Consider the following 21237-nt stretch of genomic DNA (forward strand, 5'->3'; position numbering starts at 1 on the left):
GCCCTCTATCTAATAATCAATAATCTATTTTTGCCAAAATACCGCAAAATGATGGGTTTAGACCCTCGGAACCTTAGAAGATAAGTGAAAACACCCGGGATTTGCTCTATGGCAAACCCTTAAAATAGGTCAAACCTTACTAATAATGTGGAAATAAGCCAAAAACCATGACAAATATCAAACAAAACGACCTGATTCAAAGCGTTGCCGATGCATTTCAGTTCATCTCTTACTACCACCCCAAGGACTTTATTACTGCCATGGGTAAGGCTTATGAGCTTGAGCAAGGCGCAGCCGCCAAAGATGCACTGGCCCAAATTTTGACCAATAGTCGGATGTGCGCTGAAGGCCATCGCCCAATGTGCCAAGACACGGGCATTGCTGTCGTATTCATGAAAATTGGTATGAATGTCCAATGGCCTGATGCCACGATGAGCGTTTCTGAGATGGTGAACGAAGGTGTTCGCCGTGCCTATCTCAATCCAGAAAATACACTGCGTGCATCAGTTTTAGCTGACCCAGCAGGCAAGCGCAAAAATACAGGTGACAACACCCCCGCTGTCATCCATTACGAAATTGTTCCAGGTGATGATGTTGAAGTGATCTGCGCCGCCAAAGGTGGTGGCTCAGAAAACAAAGCCAAAATGGTGATGCTCAATCCATCAGACTCCATCGTCGACTGGGTAGTGAAAACTGTTCCCACCATGGGTGCAGGTTGGTGTCCTCCTGGAATTCTGGGTATTGGTATTGGCGGCACTCCAGAAAAAGCCATGTTGATGGCAAAAGAATCCTTAATGGGTCCAGTAGATATTCAGGAACTCATTGCCCGTGGTCCTAAAACGCGCGCTGAAGAGCTGCGTCTTGAGATTTATGACAAAGTAAATAAATTGGGCATCGGCGCCCAAGGTCTTGGTGGCTTGGCAACTGTGCTCGATATTAAGATCATGGAATACCCAACCCATGCTGCGTCACTACCTGTAGCAATGATTCCGAACTGTGCAGCCACTCGTCACGTGCACTTCCATTTACACGGCGATGGCCCAGCGAAGTTAGAGAAACCCTCTTTATCTGATTGGCCAGATGTCACATGGACACCAGACACCCAAAAATCGAAACATGTCGACGTCAATACATTAACTGCTGAACAGGTAGCAAGCTGGAAACCAGGCGATACCTTATTACTCAATGGAAAAATTCTCACTGGTCGTGATGCAGCCCATAAACGGATTGCCGATATGTTGGCCAAAGGGGAAGAACTTCCAGTGAGCTTCAAAAATCGCATCATCTATTACGTTGGTCCAGTGGATCCTGTTCGTGATGAAGCAGTTGGTCCTGCAGGCCCTACCACCTCAACTCGGATGGATAAATTCACCGAGATGATGCTTGCCCAGACTGGCTTGATTTCGATGATTGGTAAAGCTGAGCGCGGCCCGGTTGCAATTGAAGCCATCAAGAAACATAAATCCGCTTATCTCATGGCCGTTGGTGGCGCCGCCTACTTGGTATCTAAGGCGATTCAGTCTGCCAAAGTCGTTGGCTTTGCTGACCTCGGCATGGAAGCCATTTATGAATTCGATGTCAAAGATATGCCAGTAACCGTTGCCGTTAATTCTGAAGGCATCTCTATGCATGAGACTGGCCCTCAAGAATGGCAAGCAAAAATTGCTGGTATTCCAGTCAAAATTGCTTAACCAAGATCATATCGCTAGATCGCTTTGGCACTCATAGGGGTTTTTGATTCTGGCGTTGGAGGCTTATCCATTTTGGACGAGGCTCTGCGTCAGCTTCCGCAGCACGACTATATCTACCTTGCGGACTCAGCGAATGCCCCTTATGGAGAAAAATCTAGCGACTGGATTACTGCCCGCAGCCTTGCTTTATGTAAACATCTCGCAAGTAAAGGCTGCGATGCCATCGTTGTAGCTTGTAATACTGCTACTGCTGAAGCAATCAAACAGATCCGCGCCGCATTAGATATTCCGATCATTGGCGTGGAACCAGGGATTAAACCTGCGGCGATGCAATCGCAAAACGGGATCGTAGGAGTCTTAGCAACTGAGGCAACTCTCAAGAGCGATAAATTCAATGCGCTATTAGCAACTCTTCCGGATCACTGTCGTTTCATTAAGCAGGCTGGCGCGGGACTTGTCCCTCTAATTGAGGCGGGCAAGGCAGATAGTGAGGAAACGTTAGAGCTATTAGGTAAACATCTTGCACCTATTTTGGATGCTGGCTCAGATACTTTGGTCTTGGGTTGTACGCACTACCCTTTCCTTAAAAAATCTATCCGCAAACTTTTAGGTGACAGCGTTAGCTTAATTGATACGAGCGATGCTGTGGTAAGGCAACTGAAACGAGTACTTGAGTCATTGCCACAAGATGCTCATTCTGCAAAACGCAGCTCCGTTTTATTTATCAGCAGTAAAAATGATGCCTCGCTTCTAAGTATGTCCCAAGATTTACTCACGAGCGATTTAAATATATATGCAATTGATTCAGCATTGTTGGGTGAAGTGTCATGAGCACCTTCATGCAAAAACTAGACTCTCGTCTACCGTTTACCAAATCAGAGCGGGTCATTATTGCTATCGTTTTAGTGTTGCATGCTTTGCCAGCTTTGGAGTTCATTCATCTCAGCGCGCGTCCACCCAAGATAGATGACACGCGGATGATGGCAAATTTAGTGAGCCCTTCACCAGCCAAAAGCCAGGAAGCACCTGCTGTGCCCAAACCCATACCACCCAAATCTAAAGAAGAGCCGAAGAAAAAGGTAGAGGAGAAACCAACTCCAACTCCAGCGCCAGCAGAACCAAAATCGTCAACGGCATCCCAGAAGCCAGCAGAGACTAAGAGTGAATCCCAAGCCCAAAATGCTGCGGTGGCACCCTCTACTACTGGCGGAGCAAGCGGCACGCCAATTCAGACCGACATTGGTAAACTGGAGGTGCTCTACCAACCCGATGCGGACCAGTACTATCCCTCATTCTCAAAAAGGTCTGGAGAACAGGGTACAGTTATTGTGCGTTTAATTATCGATCAAACGGGCATCGTTGAAGAAATTGCCCTTTTGCAATCGAGCAATTTTCCCAGACTTGATCGCGCTGCTAGTGAAATCGGAAGACGTTATCGCTTCAAGCCTTTTTTAGTAAATGGTTCACCACAAAGAATTTCTACCAATCTCTTAATTAAATTTAATCTCAAGTAAACACATTATGAATACACCATTTGGCATAGCAAATCTTTGGCTTGAAGGCGACTTCATCACCCGCTTTGTGGCTATCGCACTTATCATCTGCTCAATTGTCACTTGGGTCATTTTGCTCAGCCGCTTTTGGGAGCTACGCAATCTTCGCAAGCTCAAGCCTGAGCTCGATCAATTCTGGCGCGCCACATCCTATGATCAAGGTTTACAGTCCTTTAGCAGTCATGCGCTGAATCCTTACTATCACCTTGCTAAATCTGCAGCGACTGCATCTGCGCATCATCAGAATCAAGCTCATGATCATCGTGAACTATTGCAAACCCTCAATTACTCTGAATGGATGGCTAGAAGCCTGAAGAACAGCATTGATGGAATTGCAGCAGGTTTTCAGAAAGGGTTAACTTTCCTCGGCTCTACCGGTGCGATTTCTCCGTTTATTGGCTTGTTTGGTACCGTATGGGGCATCTATCACGCCCTTATTGCAATTAGCAGCTCGGGTAGCGCACAGCTAGACCAAGTTGCTGGCCCAATTGGTGAGGCACTCATTATGACTGCCCTGGGTTTAGCGGTGGCGATTCCTGCCGTTCTGGCTTTTAACGCCATTAATCGCGCTAACAAATTAATGGTGGCTGACCTCAATCGCTTTGCAAATGATCTTTTAGCCTACTTTGTGACAGGTGCGCGCGTGAAGTCAGGAGAATAAGTATGGCCTTTCATATTCAAGATGATCAGAGTGATGACAGCATCATGTCTGAGATCAATATGACACCAATGGTTGATGTGATGTTGGTGCTATTGATCATTTTCATCATCACCCTACCCGTCATACAACAAGCAGTAAAGATTGAGCTGCCCAAAGCCAATAGCGTGCGTAATGAGGTCAAACCAGAATCTGTTCAACTCAGCATTGACGGTAAGGGTCAAATTTTCTGGAACAGCACTGCAATTGATTTAAAAACTTTTGATGGCTATGCCGAGAAAGCTGCTCAGAAAGAGCCGCAACCAGAAATTAACTTGCGTGCTGATAAATCCGTGAAATATGAGTACGTCGCTCAAGTCCTAGCGGCCTCTCGTCGCGCTGGGTTAACGAAGTTGGGCTTTGTAACCGAGCCTGATTAAGTTCTAGCGTGGTTTTGAGGGTGCTTTAGCTGGGAAACAGGTTTCTTCACTCACGTGAGTGCCGTTTCCTAAAGATGCACCCAAAATACCGCCCTGTATTTTTTCAACCTTCTTTAACTTCCCAGTCGCTGGATCAAGAGTGATGTGGGTTAAAACTGTGCCAGCAGGATATTGAACACCCATGAGGTTCTCGGCTGGAAAACTAGCCTCTATTACTATAAAAATATTTGGCTTAGCAAGTGTGACACTCTTCACAACTTGCGTTCCAAAGGCATCAGACTGATCCAAATCCCGGTCATCTAAATAGACTTTTGCCTTTTGGGTCTTTGATGCAAGCGTCAGCTGCATGGAATACTCTTCAACAAAATCCCTTTCGGATCTTTTACAGTCAAAGAAAGCAGATTGCCCCATCACTGGAGTCATTGTGCAAGAGAGCAATAACAGGAAGATTAAATGAAATGTTCTCAAGATCTGAATGAGGAAACAATTGAAATACTGGTGCCCGAGGCCGGAATCGAACCGGCACGACTTTTTTGAGTCGGCAGATTTTAAATCTGCTGTGTCTACCGATTTCACCACTCGGGCTCGCACAAACAGAAACTGCTGCGCTAAATAAATCAAGACAAACAGAATTTTAGCACGCCAGAGGGGCCTTAGCCTGAAGCCCCAGGGATCTTCATGCCCAGTGGGCTAGCCTATAAAAGCACTAAACTACCCCCATGAAATTGCAAGGAAAGTCCAAGGCCATGAGCTCGTTTATACGGGGCTCTTTGTTCATTGGCGGCAGTCTCTTGGTCATTGCAGTTTTGATTGTTCTGGCTTATTTATATTTTGCTCAATCCTCCCCTGCTGGCAAAAGAACAATCAAAAATCTGAGTGACTCTGTTGTCATTACTTTTGATGAGAGCGATGTGCCTCATATCAAAGCCAACACTCAGGCAGATGCCTTATTTGCCCTAGGCTATTTACATGCTACTGAGCGTTCTTGGCAAATGGAGGTCAATCGCCGTTTGGCTAGCGGTCGCCTCTCAGAAATTTTAGGTAGCGACACTGTCAAGATTGATCGCTTTATTCGTACACTCGGTATTAAGCGCGCTGCCGAGCGTCAATTTGATCGCTATCCTGTGGCAGCTAAACGTTTACTGCAAGCATATGCTGATGGTGTGAATACTGGCAATGCTCAACTAGGCTGGGCGCTACCAGTGGAATATTTTCTAGCAGGGTCCAAACCTGGCCATTGGTCGCCAACGGATAGCGTCGCCTGGATGCTCATGATGGCCTACGATCTTGGCGGAAACTGGGATAAAGAATTACAACGCTTTGAACTCTCGCAGTTCCTCAGCACAAAACAAATTTGGGAAGTATTGCCGCCCTACGAAGTCGGTAGCCCTGTAAGTAATGTAGATTTTGCAAAGCTCTATAAAGACCTGAATGCATTTAATCCTGCAGCGGGTCCATCTGAAGAAAAATCCAAAAAACTTCCTACAACTGAGCTCGGCTCTCTTGATCTTCCAGGTGGAAAAGATGGCATTGGGTCAAACAACTGGGCATTAGGCGGCAAGCTCACTGCAAGTGGCAAGCCTTTGCTAGCGAACGACCCTCATTTGGGTCTATCGGCTCCAGCTATTTGGTATTTTGCTCACCTCGATGCACCGGGAATGAATGTCATCGGCGGAACTCTACCGGGCATTCCAGGAGTAGTTTTAGGAAGAACAGATAAATTTGCTTGGAGTTTTACCAACACCAATCCCGATGTGCAAGACTTGTATATTGAGCAAATAGATCCAAGTAATCCAGGTATGTATCGTGGCCCCGATGGCCTACTCCCATTTAAAGTGCATCAAGAGATCATCGACGTCAAAGGTTCGCCATCCATCACCTTCTTGGTAAAAGAGACCCGTCATGGTCCTGTTATTTCAGATTCCTATGCGCGTGCCAAGCGCAGCATCGATACCAAGCGATTTGCCTTAGCGTTGCGTTGGACAGCACTCGATACCGAGAATCAATCCGTTGTTGGCCTTTTAGAAATGAATAGTGCCAAAGATTTAGATACCTTTAAGCAAGCGCTACGCAAAAACTATGCCCCAATGCAAAATGTGGTGATGGCAGATGCTGAAGGCAATATCAGCTATCAAGCTGCCGGTATTGCTCCTAAGCGTGTTTTACACCAAGGACTCTATGGTCTGGCACCAGCTCTGGGCTGGGAGAAGCAATACGATTGGACTGGCTATGTTCCTTTTGAACAGCTACCGGCAAGCAATAACCCCGAACAGGGCTGGATTGCTACTGCCAATCAAAGAATCATGGCCACCAACGATCCCAATCCATTGACGGCGGATTGGGATTTGCCAACGCGTTATGACCGTATTGTTGAGCTCATTAAATCTCGAAGTAGTCATGACCTCGGTTCAATGAAAGCCATGCAGGCAGACACCCTGTCTCTTGGTGCCACTCCTTTATTAGACTTATTTAAATCGAGCAAATCAAATCATAAACTTGCCCTACAAGCACAAGAAATCATTCAAAAATTTGATGGGGATATGACGATCAATAGTGCTGGCGCTCTGATTTTTAATGCTTGGGCAGATCAGCTGACTCGCAATCTATTCTCACGCCTGAGTTATTTGTTTACCGAGAGCTATGGTTCGCGCAGTTTTAGACAACCCCTCATCCTTGCCTTGCAAAACCCTGATAGCTCTTGGTGTGATGACCCCAAAACCAATCAAGCAGAGTCTTGCTTAGACTCCTCTAATAATGCTCTTGATAAGGCTTTGGATTATTTAAATAATCAATATGGTAGTGACCCCAAAGGTTGGACATGGGGCAAAGCGCATACCGCTACATCAGAGCATCGACCGCTGAGCAAAGTTCCAGTATTGGGTGACCTCTTCAATCTAAAGACTCCTTTTCCTGGAGATGCCTTCTCTATTAATGTTGGCAGACTTCAACTCCTGAAATCTACCAACCCCTATGAAACTGTTCAAGGCCCTAGCATGCGGGCAATCTATGACCTTGCAGACCTAGAGAAGTCACTGTTTATTTACCAAACTGGTCAATCTGGCTGGGTACAAAGCAAGCTCTATCGCAATATGAACCCCCTGTGGGCGAATAATGAATACCTGCGATTACAGATGAAACCTGAAAAGACTCAGCGCCAACTTGAATTGAATAACAAATAAGGCTTATGAACAGCACTCGCTAAGACGTTTAGAATGTCTTATCGCTATCAATCAGTCACTGATTAGGACTCTGACCCATGAAAAAATTGACCCCATTCATTACAGCCACCATCTTTACCGCCTCCATGTCTTGCATGAGTAATGCCTATGCTGAGTGGAAAGAATTAGGCTATAACGATGTCATGGTTGTTTATGTTGATTTAGATACGGCTAGTAGCGGCAGTGGCGAAAAGGCCCAAATCATGTCTATGTTGGATTTTAAAAAGCCTGGAAGAAATCCAAACAATAAAGAGACTGTGAATTCTATTATTGGCCTCAATGAATACAACTGTCCTGAGCTGAGCTATCGCCCAATTGCCTTTAAAGAATTTTCTGGCAGCAAAGGTACGGGCAAAGTAGTTTCTGATAACAGCACTCCTGATAGCAAGTTTGAACCTGTCATCAATGACTCATGGACAGCTGGAGTATTTAATGTTGTCTGCCAAAGAAAATAGTCTGCCCACGAAATCTCCATTCAATTTCGGGGTTTACCTACTCCCTATCTTTTGTGGCCTAGGTTTACAAGCCTGTATTGCCCCCATTGCAGCTGTTGGCGCCTCAGGCTCAGCCGCAGCTAGCAGCGCTGGCGGTGCTGTAGCTACTGCTGCAGTTGCAAATCCAGTAACAGCCACCAGCCTTGCATCCACTGCAGCCACAGGCAAATCTCCTTTAGAGCATGCCGCCTCTGCTGCTACTAAAAAAGAATGTAGCTTCTTGAATCCGCTGTCATCTAAACCAATCTGCATAGAAGTCTCCATCCCTAAGGTGACCGATAACAGCACGCCCTTAGCTGGTCCTGCAGATCAAATGATTGATACAGCCAAGCAGCAGAACATCTCTGCCCCGCTCTCTAAGGACTAAAATAATCGTTTACCAGCATTTTTACTAATCTAGCCATGACAACAGAAAACTATTACCTCACGCTAACCTGCCCTAATAAACCAGGCATCGTTGCTGCAGTTTCAACCTATATCTTTCAGGCAGGTGGCGATATTGAGGAGGCCCAACAGTTTGACGATAAGGCTTCTAAACGTTTCTTTATGCGCGTGAGTTTTAGTTGCCCTACGGATGGCAACACTCTCAAGTCTGGCTTTCAAGAAATTGCCAAACGTTTTGAGCTCACCTGGGATTTGCGGGCAGTAAAGGATCTCAAGCGCGTCTTGATCATGGCGTCAAAGCTTGATCACTGCTTGGTAGATTTACTCTACCGTTGGCGTATTGGTGAATTACCAATGATTATCTGTGGCATTGTCTCGAACCACCCACGTGAGGTATACGCTAGCATCGATTTTGCTGATATTCCGTTTTACCATCTACCGGTCACTCCTGAAACTAAGTCAGCACAAGAAGCTAAACTACTAGAAATCATTGCTGACTCCAAGGTCGACATGGTCATTCTGGCGCGTTATATGCAGATTCTGTCAGATGACTTATCCAGCAAATTATCTGGACGCTGTATCAACGTACACCACTCCTTCTTGCCAAGCTTTAAAGGTGCCAAGCCTTATCACCAAGCGCATGCTCGTGGCATTAAATTGATTGGTGCTACCGCTCACTTTGTGACTAGTGATTTAGATGAAGGCCCCATCATTGAGCAAGATGTGACTCGAGTCACTCATGGTGATACACCTGATGATTTAGTGCGTAAAGGTCGTGACTTGGAGCGAACTGTGCTTTCTAGAGCCCTGCGTTATTACTTGCATGACCGCGTCTTAATTAATGGCGCAACTTCAGTCGTCTTCTCAGACTGATACTACTTGAGACATAACCCTCGGAGTGCCTTGGGATAGTCTTCTGGCTTGCCGCATCAGCAAATGCCAGGGTGCCTTGTGATGCGGCACTAAATTCATTAATTTATTCCCCAAGGGCGTGTAATTTAGTGCTGATTATCTTTGGAAATGATGCTGCAGTGGCGTCATCGTTTTTTACTAGGCAACCGTAAGCCTAGCCTGTAAGATCAAGTCATGATCTCCGGCCTTGTTCAAATACTGCTCTTCCAAAGCTTGGGTGAGCTAGTTTCTAAATTCTTATTACCCACCCTACCTGGTCCTGTGATTGGTTTGGTTCTCTTAGTTGTATGGCTAGTCCTGCGCAAAGGAATCAATGCTGAGCTAGCTATGGTTGCGGATGGCTTTAGTCAATACTTGGGCTTACTCTTCGTCCCCGCTGCCGTTGGTGTGGTGCTCTTTCTGCCGCAGCTACAAGCAAATGCTCTAGCAATCATGAGCGCTCTTATGGGTAGTGTCATTTTGACTATTGGGTCGAGCGCTCTAGTAGTTCGCTTTTTAAGCAGAAAAGATGCTCATGAGTGATAAGCACTCTATTGTTGAGATTTGGGTTTACCTATCTGGTAGCCCACTCTTTGCCCTCTTTATTACTTTGGCAGCCTATCAAGTTGGATTAATGATCTATCAGCATGCCAAGCAAAATCCTCTGGCTAATCCTGTAGCGATTGCCATCATCTTGGTTGCCACCATGATTCAGTTCATCGAGATGCCCTACTCGACCTACTTTGAAGGCGCACAATTTATCCACTTCTTATTGGGTTCAGCAACGGTTTCCTTGGCCATTCCGATTTACCGAGGGCTGGCTAGCTTAAAGGGTCGCTCTATACCGCTGATTGTTTCATTGGTTACCGGTGGCTTGGTTTCCATAGTGAGCGGGGTCGGCATTGCTAACCTGTTGGGCGCCGACTCCAGCATCACGGGGGCAATGTATCCCAAATCGGTTACAGCACCAATCGCCATGGGTATTGCGGAACGTATTGGGGTATCACCAACACTCACCGCCATCTTTGCTGTCAGCACCGGCATTCTGGGGGCGATCTTGGCACCCTTTGTTTTAAACGCACTAGGTATGAAAGCATGGTGGCAAAGAGGCTTTGCAATTGGTATAGGCGCTCATGGTATCGGTACCTCACGAGCATTTAGCATTCATCCTGAAGCAGGAACTTATGCAAGCTTAGCCATGGGCATGAATGGTGTGATCAGCGCTGTCGCTATACCAGTGATCTATCACTTATTTAATCAGTAAATTTTAGGCTGCTAGTAGTTGAGGAATACGAGCATGCTTCACTTTAGGCTTAATAGTCTTTCTAGCCTTCCACAGATCGTAGGCTGACTGTTGTGCCAACCAAACGCTTGCGCTACCACCATTTTTAACGCCTAGCCATGCCCCAATGCGCAGAGCCATCTCAGGAGAAATTGCAGCTCTAGCATTTAATACTTAAGATAAAGCAGGACGAGTAACCCCCAACTGCTCGGCTGCAGTTGTCACAGTGATCCCAAGAGCTGGTAAAACATCATCTCGCAAGGTTAGCCCTGGGTGCGGTAAAGGAAAATTTTTATTCATAAGCTTCATTTTACTTTCATCGCAGCATCCACTGCATCACCCAGCACGCTACACAAGAACTCCACTTCTTCCGGTTTAGAAATAAATGGTGGGCCTACTGCAATGCAATCACCTGCTACACGCACCAGAGCTCCGCGTTCAATGCAAGCTTCTAGCACTTTCAATGCGCGCAGTCCGAGTTTTCCTGGCACTGGCTCAAGATCAATTGCGCCAGATAGGCCAAAGTTACGAATATCCAATATTCCAGATTTACCTTTTAAGGCATGCAGGCCATTTTCTAAAACTGGCTCTAATGCTTTAGCGCGATTGACTACATCATCCGACTCAAAAATATCTAGCACCGCATGGGCAGCCGCTGTTGGTATTGGGTGCCCTGAATAAGTGTAGCCATGAAAGAACTCAATCGCCTGCTCTTGTCCGCCATTACCAATAATGCTGTCATAGATATCACCGCGCACAAGAACACCACCCATCGGAATTACGCCATTCGTAATCCCTTTAGCAAAGGTAATCATGTCAGGCGTCACACCAAAACGATCGGCACCAAAGTTAGCGCCCAAGCGACCAAAGCCGGTGATGACCTCATCAAAAATCAACAGAATGCCGTGCTTAGTGCAGATCTCGCGAATCTTTTGTAAGTAACCTTCTGGTGGAACGATCACTCCAGTTGAACCTTGCACCGGCTCAAGAATGACTGCGGCAATCGTATTGGCATCATGTAATGCAACGATCTTTTCTAATTCGTCAGCAAGATGAGCACCCCAAATCGGTTGACCTTTAGAAAAAGCCATTTGAGAAAGATTTAATGTGTGAGGTAAATGATCTACACCGGGGATCATAAGGCTAGTAAACATTTTGCGATTAGCAACCATGCCGCCTACCGAGATACCGCCCATCCCTACCCCATGATATGCACGCTCTCGACCAATCATGCGAACACGGGAAGCGTTTCCCATCACGCGGTGATATCCAATCGCAATTTTGAGCGCAGTATCTACCGCTTCAGAGCCTGAGTTGGTAAAAAATACTTTATCTAAACCCTTGGGTGCCATCTTGGCAATACGGCTTGCAAGACTGAAAGTAGCTTCGCTTGCCATCTGAAAAGCTGGGCAATAGTCCATGGTTTCATATTGCTTGCTGATAGCTGCACCAATCCGTGGATCGGCATGCCCTAAAGGAGAGCACCAAAGCCCAGAAAGGCCATCAAACAGCTTACGCCCATGATCGTCATAGTAGTAAGCTCCTTTGGCAGATTGCATCACCTTGGGGTTCTGATGAAAGTAGCGATTGGGTGTGAATGGCAACCAATAGGCTGACATATCAACTGGCTTAGAAGGGCTGCTCATGCTTGTCTCGTATGTATTTAATAGAATTATTCGATACTATAGCAATTCAATAGCTTTTCATTGATCACCCTCATGAATTTAACCAACTACCCCTATGCCAAGTTCTAAACACTCCATTACGGTTGAGACCCTGTCAGCATTCAGCGCTGCCTGGAACCGCCACGATATCGACTCCCTCATGAGCTTCATGAGTCATGATTGTGTATTTCAAACAGCAGCGGGGCCAGACTCTTGTGGCGCACGCCATGAAGGCCCTGCAGCAGTGAGAGCAGCATTTGAAAGTGCTTGGCTGAATTTTCCAGATGCCCAATGGATGAACGATAGGCATTTTGTCGATGGGAATTTTGGGGTATCGGAGTGGACGTTTACTGGAACGGCAGCCGACGGCAGCCGCATTGAGGCTGACGGCGTCGATATTTTTACTTTTAAAGATGGCAAGATTCAGTTAAAAAATGCATTTCGCAAGAATCGTCCAAACTTGCCCGCAGCAAAGTAATTGGGAATGCTCTAGACTCAATCCCCATGAAATACGACCCACTTTATGACCCCCTCACTTCTGAAAATCCTGGGGCGAATCGAGACTATGCCCCTAGTTATTGGGTAGCGAGTGCTGGATCACCGCCACCAACAGATGGGCCAGTAAGCCAAGATATTGACGCCGATGTTGTGGTGATTGGCTCAGGTTCAACCGGGGTTTCAACTGCGCTGTATTTAGCGCAAGAGCACGGAATCAAAGCGGTCATCTTAGAGGCCAACCAAACTGCGTGGGGTTGCTCGAGCAGGAGCGGCGGCCAGGGCCAAAATGCCAGCGGTCGATTGTCGCGCTCTCAATGGATTGAGCGCTGGGGTTTAGAGACTGCCAAAAAACTCGATCGTGAAATTTATAGCGGCTTTGAGAACTTCAAAGATCTAGTCAGTCAAATTGATTGCGATGCCACCGATGGTGGCCATCTTTACGTTGCACATCGCCCAGAGAAGATGGCCTATCTTCAGAATGAAGCGCGGGTCCGTAAGGATGTATTTGGATATGATCCGCTGCTCATGAGCGCCCAAGAACTCAGGGAGCAATATTGTGATGATCACGATGCAGCTGGAGCTCTTTTGGAGCGCGAAGGCGTTGGTATTCACCCGCTCAAATTTACTTTTGGATTACTCCGCAAAGCTCAAAGCTTGGGGGTAAAAATTCATACTGGCAGTCCTGTTCAGGGATGGGAGACGATTAACGGGGTTCATCATATTCAAACTCCCGGTGGCATTGTTCGTGCCAAACGCATTGCGATTTGTACCGGTGGGTATGGCATGCAGGGCCTCAAGACCATCAAGAATCGCATACTCCCTATTTTGTCTAATTCAGTGGTAACCAGACCGCTGACTGATGCAGAGATAGCAGCCTGTAAGTTTCGTTCACATACCTTTTTAACGGATACGCGCACCCTACGTTTTTACTATCGCCTATTAAAAGATAAGCGGCTGCAAATTGGCAGCCGTAGCTCTATTGGTGGTGCCGATGCCAACTCACCTCAACATTTAAAGTTATTGACTGATGGTATTGCTAGAAAGTTTCCACCTTTAGCAGGAATTCAGATTGATTACTCTTGGTGGGGATGGGTTGATGTCAGCCATGACATGATGCCCCGTATTACTCAGCCTGACCCCAAGCAAATGGTATGGCATGCATTGGGCTATGGAGGCAATGGCGTCTCCTTTTCTACCTGGGCTGGGAAGCGATTAGCAGAACTTGTTGCTGGAAGTAAAGCCAATGCGGAAGTTTTCAAGTTACCGATTTATAACTCTCCCCTCGAATTTCCCAATCTATTTGGCCAGGTACGCTCAGAAGCGCTTGCCCCATTTAGAAGATTGGGGCAAAGTATTCTTTATAAGTGGTATTGGTTTAAAGATGAGAAATAAACATATCCAACAAGACTCCAATTTATTTACTACAAAGGCTCCCATGAATCTCCTTCATCGCATCGTCTTCGGTGCCGTACTCTCTCTTGGTTTAATGAATGCTAGCAGCGCATCGACAGATACAGATTGGCCAAAAAAACCAATCCAAATGATTCTCTCCTTCCCGGCTGGAGGATCGACTGATGTCTTTGCTCGCAGCATTGCAGTTCCATTAGGCGAAGCATTAGGTCAGGCAGTAGTCGTTGAGAATAAACCGGGTGCTGGCGGAATGATTGGCATGACTGCCGCAGCTAAAGCAAATCCAGATGGCTATACCATTCACTTCAGCGCTTTAACAAATCAGGCAATCGCCCAAGCACTCTTTAACAACCCACCTTTTTCTCTGCAAAAAGATTTTGTCTCTGTCGCTCTAGTAGGTTCTGTTCCTCATATTCTGGAAGTGAACCCGAGTGTCCCAGCCAAAAACATGACTGAGCTGATTGCCTTTATTAAGTCAAAGAATGGCAACTTTAATTACGCCTCTCAGGGCAATGGCAGCCTCTCACACTTAGAATCTGCTTTGTTTATGCAGCGCATTGGTGCTACTGGTACACATATTCCATACAAAGGCAGTAGTTTTGCCTTGCCTGATTTAATTGCTGGCAATACCTTAATGATGTTTGATAGCTTAACGGCATCTCTTCCGCATATTCAAAGCGGCAAACTCAGACCGATTGCAATTGCCTCAAATGAGCGCTCACCCCTGTTACCAGGTGTCCCAACACTTGAACAGGATGGCTTTAAGCAATTTGATGTTGAGAATTTATTTGCCATTTATGCGCCCAAGGGCACTTCACCCGCTGTTGTTGCTCGCCTAGAAAGAGAGATTCGGAAAATTCTCACGAATCCTGACTTCAAAAATAAGTTAGCCAACCAGGGCATTCAAACCCAATTTGCTAACTCAGAAAAACTGACAGAAATCACTGCTGCCGAACACGCTAAGTGGTCAAAATCTGTCAAAGCCGCCAATATCAAGGTTGACTAATTAGCTACTGCATTTAACTTCTAGAAAAATATCCATGTTGATTTCTCCTCCCTTTGGCGGTGGTCGTGCACCTGTTCTTGCCAGAAACACTGTTGCCAGCTCTCAACCACTAGCCACACAAGCAGGTATTGAGGCGCTGCAAAGTGGCGGCAATGCAGTGGATGCTGCATTAGCCACTGCGATCACCCTCACCGTTGTCGAGCCGACCATGAATGGCTTAGGTGGTGATGGTTTTGCGATTCTCTGGGATGGTCAAAAACTCCATGGCTTAAATGCTTCTGGCCGAGCCCCCGCTGCTTGGACACCAGAATACTTTGCTGGTAAATCCGCCATGGATCTCATTGGCTGGAATACTGTTACCGTTCCAGGCATGATTGCTGGCTGGGTTGAGTTATCGAAAAAGTTTGGCAAACTCCCTTTTGCACAATTATTCAAGCGTGCCATTGATTATGCGGAGAATGGTTTTCCTGTTTCTCCTGTCATTGCGCGTCAATGGCGTGAAGCCATTCCGATTCTCAAAAATCAACCAGGATTCACAGAGTCTTTTCTAATCGATGGCAAAGCGCCACAAGCGGGCCAGATCTGGAAATATCCTGCCCAAGCAAAGACCTTAAAAGAGATTGCAGCGACCGAAGGGCAGTCTTTTTATAAAGGCGCACTTGCTCAAAGCATGGTCGACTTTGCACAAGCCTCTGGTGGTTGTTTTTCCATGCAAGACTTTGCAGATAACAAACCTGAGTGGGTTGAGCCCTTAGCATTTGATTATGGTGAATACACTCTTCACGAGATTCCCCCGAATGGCTCAGGTATTGCCGCACAGATCGCTTTAGGTATCTTAGAAGCTGCAAACGTAAAACAATATCCAGCAAACTCTGCACAGCGCATTCACTTGCAGGTAGAAGCTATGCGCATCGCCTTTGCTGATGCTTATGAGTATGTCTCTGATGCGCGTTCAATGACCATGCCGGTGAGCTCATTGCTTGATAGAGAATATTTAGCCAGTCGTGCTGCACTCATTGATCACAATAAAGCTGGCATCTATGGCCCTGGTGATCCGCACTCTGGCGGCACAGTCTATCTTTGTGCTGCAGATGAATCTGGCATGATGATTTCATACATCCAGTCGAACTTTAAGGGCTTTGGTTCTGGCGTTGTTGCCCCTGGCGGTATTGCACTTCACAACCGTGGCATGAGCTTTAGCCTCAAAGATGGGCATCCCAATCAAGTTGCCCCAGGTAAACGACCTTTTCATACAATTCTGCCCGCCTTCTTAACAAAAGATGGCAAACCCACAATGGCTTTTGGTGTGATGGGCGGCAATATGCAGCCCCAAGGCCACATTCAAGTAGTTATGCGGTTTGTTGATGAGTATCTCAACCCTCAAGCATGCTCGGATGCACCCCGCTGGAGGATTGATGACTTAGGCAAGTTGACTGTTGAAGCAGCAATGCCAGCAAACATTGTTGAGAGTCTCAAAAGTATGGGGCATGAAGTAACGGTGATGCCTGCAAACAGTTTGGATTTTGGTAGTGCTCAGGCAATTGCCAAGATTAGCGATGAATCTGATTCTGCCTATATAGCTGGTAGTGATCACCGCAGGGATGGATTAGCGGCTGGGTTTTAGTTTGGTTAAATTGCAAAAGCTTCTTGCAGTACGGCAAGACTAGCGGATAAAGTCTTAGGATTACTCTTCCCTATTTTCTGAACCAAACGTGCCTTATCAACTGATCTGATCTGGTCTAAAAGAATAAAGCCCTTCTTGCCGTAATGTGTAATAGGAACGCGAAAGCCAGCCGCTCTTTCCTTGGTGGACATTGGCGCAACGATCACTGTGCGTAAATGATCATTAAGCTCTTGGGGTGAAACCACAATACATGGTCGTGTTTTTTTAATTTCACTTCCAATTGTTGGGTTTAAATTAATGAGCCAGATTTCTCCACGGGAAACGATACTCTTTACCAAACCCAATCCTTATCCTCTTCATTACCAAATTCGCCTAGCACTAAACCATCCTCACCAGCCATAGCAAAGCTTTGAGCGTCTTGAGCCCAAGATTCCCGTACTGTGTTTTTAGGCTTACTCATGATGATTTTTTCTCCGTCCACCGACATCTCAACGATCTTATCTATTCCAGATTGTTCAAGAATAATCTTTGGAATAACCACGCCTTTAGAGTTGCCAATGGCTCTAATGGCAACCTGCAATGAGGCGCTAGAAGTAATGGTGGACTTATGGTTTTTATTCATAGTAATAACAATGTTATTACATAAACTAAGCTAAGCCAATTAAGCCTGAATAACCCTATTTTGAAGGCAAACAGTTCAAGTAAAAACGTTTGATCTCTTGATCGCAACTCACATCTCTAGGCTCAATTGGTCTTTGCAAAGAGATGCCTTCGATTGTTTTGCATCTACTGAGGGCTACGTAAACTTGGCCCGAGGCAAAGGCACCAGAAGATAAATCAACTTTGACTTTATCGAGTGTCTTACCCTGACTCTTATGGATGGTTACTGCCCAAGCAAGCATTAAGGGTATCTGCACATAAGTTCCCACAATACTGGGTGAGATCTTGCCTGACATCATGTCGTGATCGTAACGATACGACTCCCATTGATGGCCACTGACTTCAACGGTATTGGAGTATGGTCCGTTCTTCACCATAACTTTTACTTTATCTGGAAGCATCTCTCGTACGACACCAATCGTGCCATTGACCCAGCGCTTCGGAAAATTGGGATCTGTTGCAGTAAACATTACCTTTGCGCCAACCTTTAATGACAGATTATTTACTGAGGGTAGATTGCGTTCATCAACATTAAACTTCCCCGTTGTTTTGCCCATATAGACTTTGACATCATTTGGAATAGCGCGTAATCCAGCACCATTAATTTGATCTGCCCGTACATTAGTCGTTGTGAGAGTGATAGTTTCTTCATCTACCTCGACATCTTTTCGATAGCATTGCGCATTGAGTGTATCGAGTGCCTCGTCTATATCCTGATTAATACGGATGCGATTAAGTAGATCAGCAAAGTGTTCATCCTTTTGACGGAAGATCTTGGATAACTCCACCATGGTGACGTCTTTGCGGTGCAGAGCCATAGCGCAGAAGAAATAAGGCCCTTCATAGCCTCTATCGGATAGCACTTGCATATCATTACTCGAAACCACTGGCGGCAACTGAAACAAATCCCCTACAAACATCACCTGAATGCCACCAAAGGGTTTGCCTTTTTGCGGTCCATTCTCGCGCAAGAATAAATCCATGGCATCGACTACATCAGCGCGCACCATGGAGATCTCATCGATGATGAGAAGGCGTATATCTTTATAGAGGCGCTTATCACGGAGCGGCTTGATATCCTCTTCTGGAAAAATCAAACGTGGTGGTAATCTAAAGAAGGAGTGAATGGTGACCCCTTTGACCTGGAGAGCAGCAACTCCCGTAGGAGCAACGACAACCACATTGCCAGGAATCGTCTCACGCAGATAGCCGATGAGAGTGGTTTTACCCGTACCCGCTTTACCACTAACAAAGATATAGGGATCGTGACGTTCAATAGCCTCAATTACCGCCTGGTAATCTGGGGTAACTTCAATCTCAGATGAATCTATTGAAGAGCTAGTCATCCCCTATTGTTTCACGGCATCGGCGACACACCTAAATCCGATATAAACCACAGTAATATCAGCCGACTTAGACTCCACATCAGCCTCCTGCTGTCGCTCTGGTCCGTACCACCATGAAGCCCCACGGGTGATATATCCGCCATTTCTCTCGGTAGCCGTCCATTCCCAAACATTACCACCCATGTCATACATACCGTTCACTCCAGCCTTAGTCGTTTTTGTAGCGACATGTCCTGTGCCGCGATTCAGAGCACCAGCAGGCGCCACACCTTTGTAATCACCGCAGCCACTTAAGCAATGGGATGGTGTTGGCGTACTTCCACCTGGAAATGGATAGCGTTGCCCTTTGACATACCCACTCGGAGGATTAGTTCTTTGTTCCAAGAAAGCAGCGTTAGTCCACTCAGCATCCGTTGGTAAACGCTTGCCGTAGTAACGACAAATAGTCTCTGCTTCTTTTTGATTGAGGTGCACTGCAGGCTCTAGATCCTTGGCAGGAACTCCATAAGGTGTCCTCCAAGTCCAACCCGGCTTTTGTACAAAACCACTTTCATAATTTAAACCGCCACCCCTTTTTTCTGCGGCACTTACAAAACCGGTTGTTGCAAAGCCTTTGACATCACCAATCGTCATCTCTGTTTGATCCCAAATAAGATTACCAATTTGCACTGTAGGAATAGAAGATGTAGGAGCGCTTTGACTCGGCGATGATCGCAGCATAAAGTACGCTGCAATAGCTGTCAGCAATAGTCCAAACAAAATTGTAGAGAAATCAAACTTTTTCATACTAAGAACTGTAATAGAAAAAGCTCCGCTTGGGAGCTTTCAAAAAATTGAGTGGGGCGAACGACGGGGCTCGAACCCGCGACAACCAGAATCACAATCTGGGACTCTACCAACTGAGCTACGTCCGCCGTTGTAGAGCAAATATTATAGCTTTTTGCTCAAAAACCTGTCAAAAATAGGCTGTTTGGGCTCTTTAGGGTTTTCTTAAGCGCCTTCGTACTCAAAAGCAGCCCAATCCCCAAGGGTTAGACTGGCATCAATAAAGAAATCGACTATTGCCGCTTTGCTCTGTACTTTGGCTAAAGCATGATGATCTGAGAGGCGCTGGCGCCAATATCTAGACCCTGCTCTACCATGCGCTAAGCCTAGGATATGTCTTGTGAATGCGCCAATATAAAAAGGCTTCTCTTTTGCTCTGCACTCATCAAACCAGCTCTGCACTTGCTTGACTAGAGCAATCTGAATTCTGTGCCATTCGGTCTCACTAAAGAGATATCCCGCTGCATCACCATTGGTATAAATCAAATCATCCCAACCTAGCAACATTGCTGGAAAATGATAGGCAGCCCTACCTACCATGAAACCATCAAAGTCATCCCAATGACCAGCAATTTGTTCATTGGTTTCTAGACCGCCGTTCAGTAGGACTTTGAGATTCGGAAATTGCTTTTGTGCATCTAGCCTTAGTCTTGCAGCAACCTCATAACGTAGTGGTGGTTTACTACGATTTTCTTTTGGCGAGAGTCCTTTGAGCACTGCATTGCGTGCATGAATGGTTACCTGGCTTGCACCAGCATCCGCTACCGCCAATATGAAATCCAGCGCAAATTGATAATCTTTTTCTGTGCTAGATGCATCCATGGAATCCAATCCGAGACGATGCTTTACCGAAATTGGGATATCCACCGCCCCCTTCATTGCCTTGACACATTCAGCCACTAAATTGGGTTCGGCCATTAGACAAGCGCCGAAAGCGCCGCGCTGAACTCGCTCTGAGGGACAGCCACAATTGAGATCAATCTCATCGTAGCCCCACTGCTGCGCAAGCTCTGCTGATTTAGCCAAGTCACTAGACTCTGAACCACCCAACTGAAGTACCACTGGGTGCTGATCCTGCGAAAAATCCAAATGTCGCGGCACATCGCCATGTATTAATGCACCCGTTGTCACCATTTCGGTATACAGAACGGCTTCTTTAGTGAGTGCGCGATGAAAAGAACGGCAATGACGATCCGTCCACTCCATCATGGGGGCAACCGCGAGACGTTTCTTAGGAGTATTGGTCATGAACTTCAATTAATTAGCAATGATCAGTATTTTAAATGCATCAGGGCAACCGAAGCTGCCCTGATCTCATGCTTTTTAACGCTAGCTTCAGCGTATTTTTGCTAGCTTTGCCTCTAGCTCAACTGCTAAATCTAGAGCCCCCATATAACCAGACTTGAGATGGGCTGGTAAATCAGGATCTCCAACCATTGCACCCAATGTTTCTACTAGACTAAAAACAATACCTTTTGCTGCACTACTAGCAATTGATTTATTACTTACTGCTTCATCAATGTGCTTAACGGCATCCAAAAAATAGTCATGCCCAGGCAAACCATCTGGCCCTAATTCTTCTTGAGATTCCTTAGGCATATTTGCTCCTTAAAT

23 protein-coding genes, 2 tRNA genes and 1 pseudogene are annotated in these 21237 nt (G+C 46.2%); 15 read left to right on the top strand and 11 right to left on the bottom strand.

Annotation, left to right across the window (positions count from 1 at the left end):
* Nucleotides 1-167 precede the first annotated feature (167 nt).
* From B6A14_RS09295 to B6A14_RS09315, 5 genes are read left to right on the top strand one after another with little or no spacing between them, the layout of a single operon-like run.
* Entirely contained in the window at nt 168-1691 is a 1524-nt protein-coding gene (locus B6A14_RS09295) for a fumarate hydratase (RefSeq protein ID WP_087910175.1), read from the top strand.
* Between the two features lie 24 nt (nt 1692-1715).
* A complete protein-coding gene (gene murI, locus B6A14_RS09300; protein ID WP_087910176.1) occupies nt 1716-2522 on the top strand; it encodes a glutamate racemase in 807 nt (268 codons plus the stop codon).
* An 8-nt stretch (nt 2523-2530) separates the two neighbouring features.
* The gene (locus B6A14_RS09305; protein ID WP_236635708.1) at nt 2531-3205 is read left to right on the top strand and encodes an energy transducer TonB; all 675 of its coding nucleotides are present in this window, start codon (nt 2531-2533) and stop codon (nt 3203-3205) included.
* 7 nt (nt 3206-3212) lie between these two features.
* Nucleotides 3213-3905, top strand: coding sequence for a MotA/TolQ/ExbB proton channel family protein (locus B6A14_RS09310; protein WP_087910178.1), 693 nt, complete (start codon nt 3213-3215; stop codon nt 3903-3905).
* Nucleotides 3906-3907: 2 nt separating this feature from the next.
* Nucleotides 3908-4321, top strand: a complete 414-nt coding sequence (locus B6A14_RS09315) for an ExbD/TolR family protein (RefSeq protein WP_087910179.1) — start codon at nt 3908-3910, stop codon at nt 4319-4321.
* A 3-nt stretch (nt 4322-4324) separates the two neighbouring features.
* On the opposite strand, the gene B6A14_RS09320 is transcribed toward B6A14_RS09315, so the two are convergent.
* Nucleotides 4325-4669 (bottom strand): hypothetical protein, encoded by a 345-nt coding sequence (locus B6A14_RS09320; protein ID WP_236635709.1) that lies wholly within the window; start codon nt 4667-4669, stop codon nt 4325-4327.
* 148 nt (nt 4670-4817) lie between these two features.
* Nucleotides 4818-4906 (bottom strand) — tRNA-Leu (locus tag B6A14_RS09325).
* 161 nt (nt 4907-5067) lie between these two features.
* Here B6A14_RS09325 and B6A14_RS09330 point away from each other — a divergent pair.
* The 6 genes from B6A14_RS09330 (at nt 5068) to B6A14_RS09355 (ending at nt 10572) form a co-directional block, all read left to right on the top strand.
* Nucleotides 5068-7500, top strand: a complete 2433-nt coding sequence (locus tag B6A14_RS09330) for a penicillin acylase family protein (protein ID WP_236635710.1) — start codon at nt 5068-5070, stop codon at nt 7498-7500.
* Nucleotides 7501-7577: 77 nt separating this feature from the next.
* Nucleotides 7578-7994, top strand: coding sequence for a surface-adhesin E family protein (locus B6A14_RS09335; protein ID WP_087910182.1), 417 nt, complete (start codon nt 7578-7580; stop codon nt 7992-7994).
* Nucleotides 7972-8400: a hypothetical protein gene (locus tag B6A14_RS09340; protein ID WP_087910183.1), complete on the top strand. Its 429-nt coding sequence runs from the start codon at nt 7972-7974 to the stop codon at nt 8398-8400. The genes B6A14_RS09335 and B6A14_RS09340 overlap by 23 nt, the downstream gene beginning before the upstream one ends.
* Nucleotides 8401-8435: 35 nt before the next feature.
* On the top strand, nt 8436-9290 hold the full coding sequence (gene purU, locus B6A14_RS09345; protein WP_087910184.1) for a formyltetrahydrofolate deformylase: 855 nt from the start codon (nt 8436-8438) through the stop codon (nt 9288-9290).
* Between the two features lie 213 nt (nt 9291-9503).
* Entirely contained in the window at nt 9504-9851 is a 348-nt protein-coding gene (locus B6A14_RS09350; protein WP_087910185.1) for a CidA/LrgA family protein, read from the top strand.
* On the top strand, nt 9844-10572 hold the full coding sequence (locus B6A14_RS09355; RefSeq protein WP_087910339.1) for an LrgB family protein: 729 nt from the start codon (nt 9844-9846) through the stop codon (nt 10570-10572). Before B6A14_RS09350 ends, B6A14_RS09355 begins: the two co-directional genes overlap by 8 nt.
* Before the next feature lie 3 nt (nt 10573-10575).
* Here B6A14_RS09355 and B6A14_RS09360 read toward each other — a convergent pair.
* Nucleotides 10576-10890 (bottom strand): annotated as a pseudogene (locus tag B6A14_RS09360) (HigA family addiction module antitoxin).
* Nucleotides 10891-10895: 5 nt separating this feature from the next.
* The gene (locus tag B6A14_RS09365; RefSeq protein WP_087910186.1) at nt 10896-12236 is read right to left on the bottom strand and encodes an aspartate aminotransferase family protein; all 1341 of its coding nucleotides are present in this window, start codon (nt 12234-12236) and stop codon (nt 10896-10898) included.
* Nucleotides 12237-12330: 94 nt separating this feature from the next.
* Here B6A14_RS09365 and B6A14_RS09370 point away from each other — a divergent pair, with 94 nt between their 5' ends.
* Genes B6A14_RS09370 through B6A14_RS09385 form a run of 4 tightly spaced genes read left to right on the top strand, consistent with a single transcriptional unit; the run spans nt 12331 to nt 16792 of the window.
* Nucleotides 12331-12732 carry a nuclear transport factor 2 family protein gene (locus B6A14_RS09370; protein ID WP_087910187.1) on the top strand — a complete coding sequence of 134 codons (402 nt, stop codon included), beginning with the start codon at nt 12331-12333 and terminating at the stop codon, nt 12730-12732.
* A gap of 26 nt (nt 12733-12758) precedes the next feature.
* Nucleotides 12759-14144, top strand: a complete 1386-nt coding sequence (locus B6A14_RS09375; RefSeq protein ID WP_087910188.1) for an NAD(P)/FAD-dependent oxidoreductase — start codon at nt 12759-12761, stop codon at nt 14142-14144.
* Between the two features lie 43 nt (nt 14145-14187).
* Entirely contained in the window at nt 14188-15168 is a 981-nt protein-coding gene (locus B6A14_RS09380) for a Bug family tripartite tricarboxylate transporter substrate binding protein (protein WP_087910340.1), read from the top strand.
* A gap of 34 nt (nt 15169-15202) precedes the next feature.
* Entirely contained in the window at nt 15203-16792 is a 1590-nt protein-coding gene (locus B6A14_RS09385; protein WP_087910189.1) for a gamma-glutamyltransferase family protein, read from the top strand.
* Nucleotides 16793-16797: 5 nt separating this feature from the next.
* Here B6A14_RS09385 and B6A14_RS09390 read toward each other — a convergent pair whose 3' ends face one another.
* The 7 genes from B6A14_RS09390 to B6A14_RS09420 form a co-directional block, all read right to left on the bottom strand.
* Nucleotides 16798-17118, bottom strand: coding sequence for a type II toxin-antitoxin system PemK/MazF family toxin (locus B6A14_RS09390; RefSeq protein ID WP_087910341.1), 321 nt, complete (start codon nt 17116-17118; stop codon nt 16798-16800).
* A gap of 5 nt (nt 17119-17123) precedes the next feature.
* Nucleotides 17124-17414 (bottom strand): AbrB/MazE/SpoVT family DNA-binding domain-containing protein, encoded by a 291-nt coding sequence (locus B6A14_RS09395; protein WP_087910190.1) that lies wholly within the window; start codon nt 17412-17414, stop codon nt 17124-17126.
* Between the two features lie 55 nt (nt 17415-17469).
* The gene (locus tag B6A14_RS10535) at nt 17470-18798 is read right to left on the bottom strand and encodes an ATP-dependent DNA helicase (protein WP_087910191.1); all 1329 of its coding nucleotides are present in this window, start codon (nt 18796-18798) and stop codon (nt 17470-17472) included.
* Between the two features lie 3 nt (nt 18799-18801).
* Nucleotides 18802-19518 (bottom strand): formylglycine-generating enzyme family protein, encoded by a 717-nt coding sequence (locus B6A14_RS09405; RefSeq protein WP_201721501.1) that lies wholly within the window; start codon nt 19516-19518, stop codon nt 18802-18804.
* Between the two features lie 118 nt (nt 19519-19636).
* Nucleotides 19637-19712, bottom strand: a tRNA-His gene (locus B6A14_RS09410).
* Nucleotides 19713-19788: 76 nt separating this feature from the next.
* Complete coding sequence (gene dusA, locus B6A14_RS09415; protein WP_087910193.1) at nt 19789-20871, bottom strand: tRNA dihydrouridine(20/20a) synthase DusA; 1083 nt, start codon at nt 20869-20871, stop codon at nt 19789-19791.
* Nucleotides 20872-20958: 87 nt separating this feature from the next.
* On the bottom strand, nt 20959-21222 hold the full coding sequence (locus tag B6A14_RS09420) for a hypothetical protein (protein ID WP_087910194.1): 264 nt from the start codon (nt 21220-21222) through the stop codon (nt 20959-20961).
* Between the last annotated feature and the right edge of the window lie 15 nt (nt 21223-21237).

The organism is Polynucleobacter hirudinilacicola (assembly GCF_002192535.1).
Lineage (GTDB): Bacteria > Pseudomonadota > Gammaproteobacteria > Burkholderiales > Burkholderiaceae > Polynucleobacter > Polynucleobacter hirudinilacicola.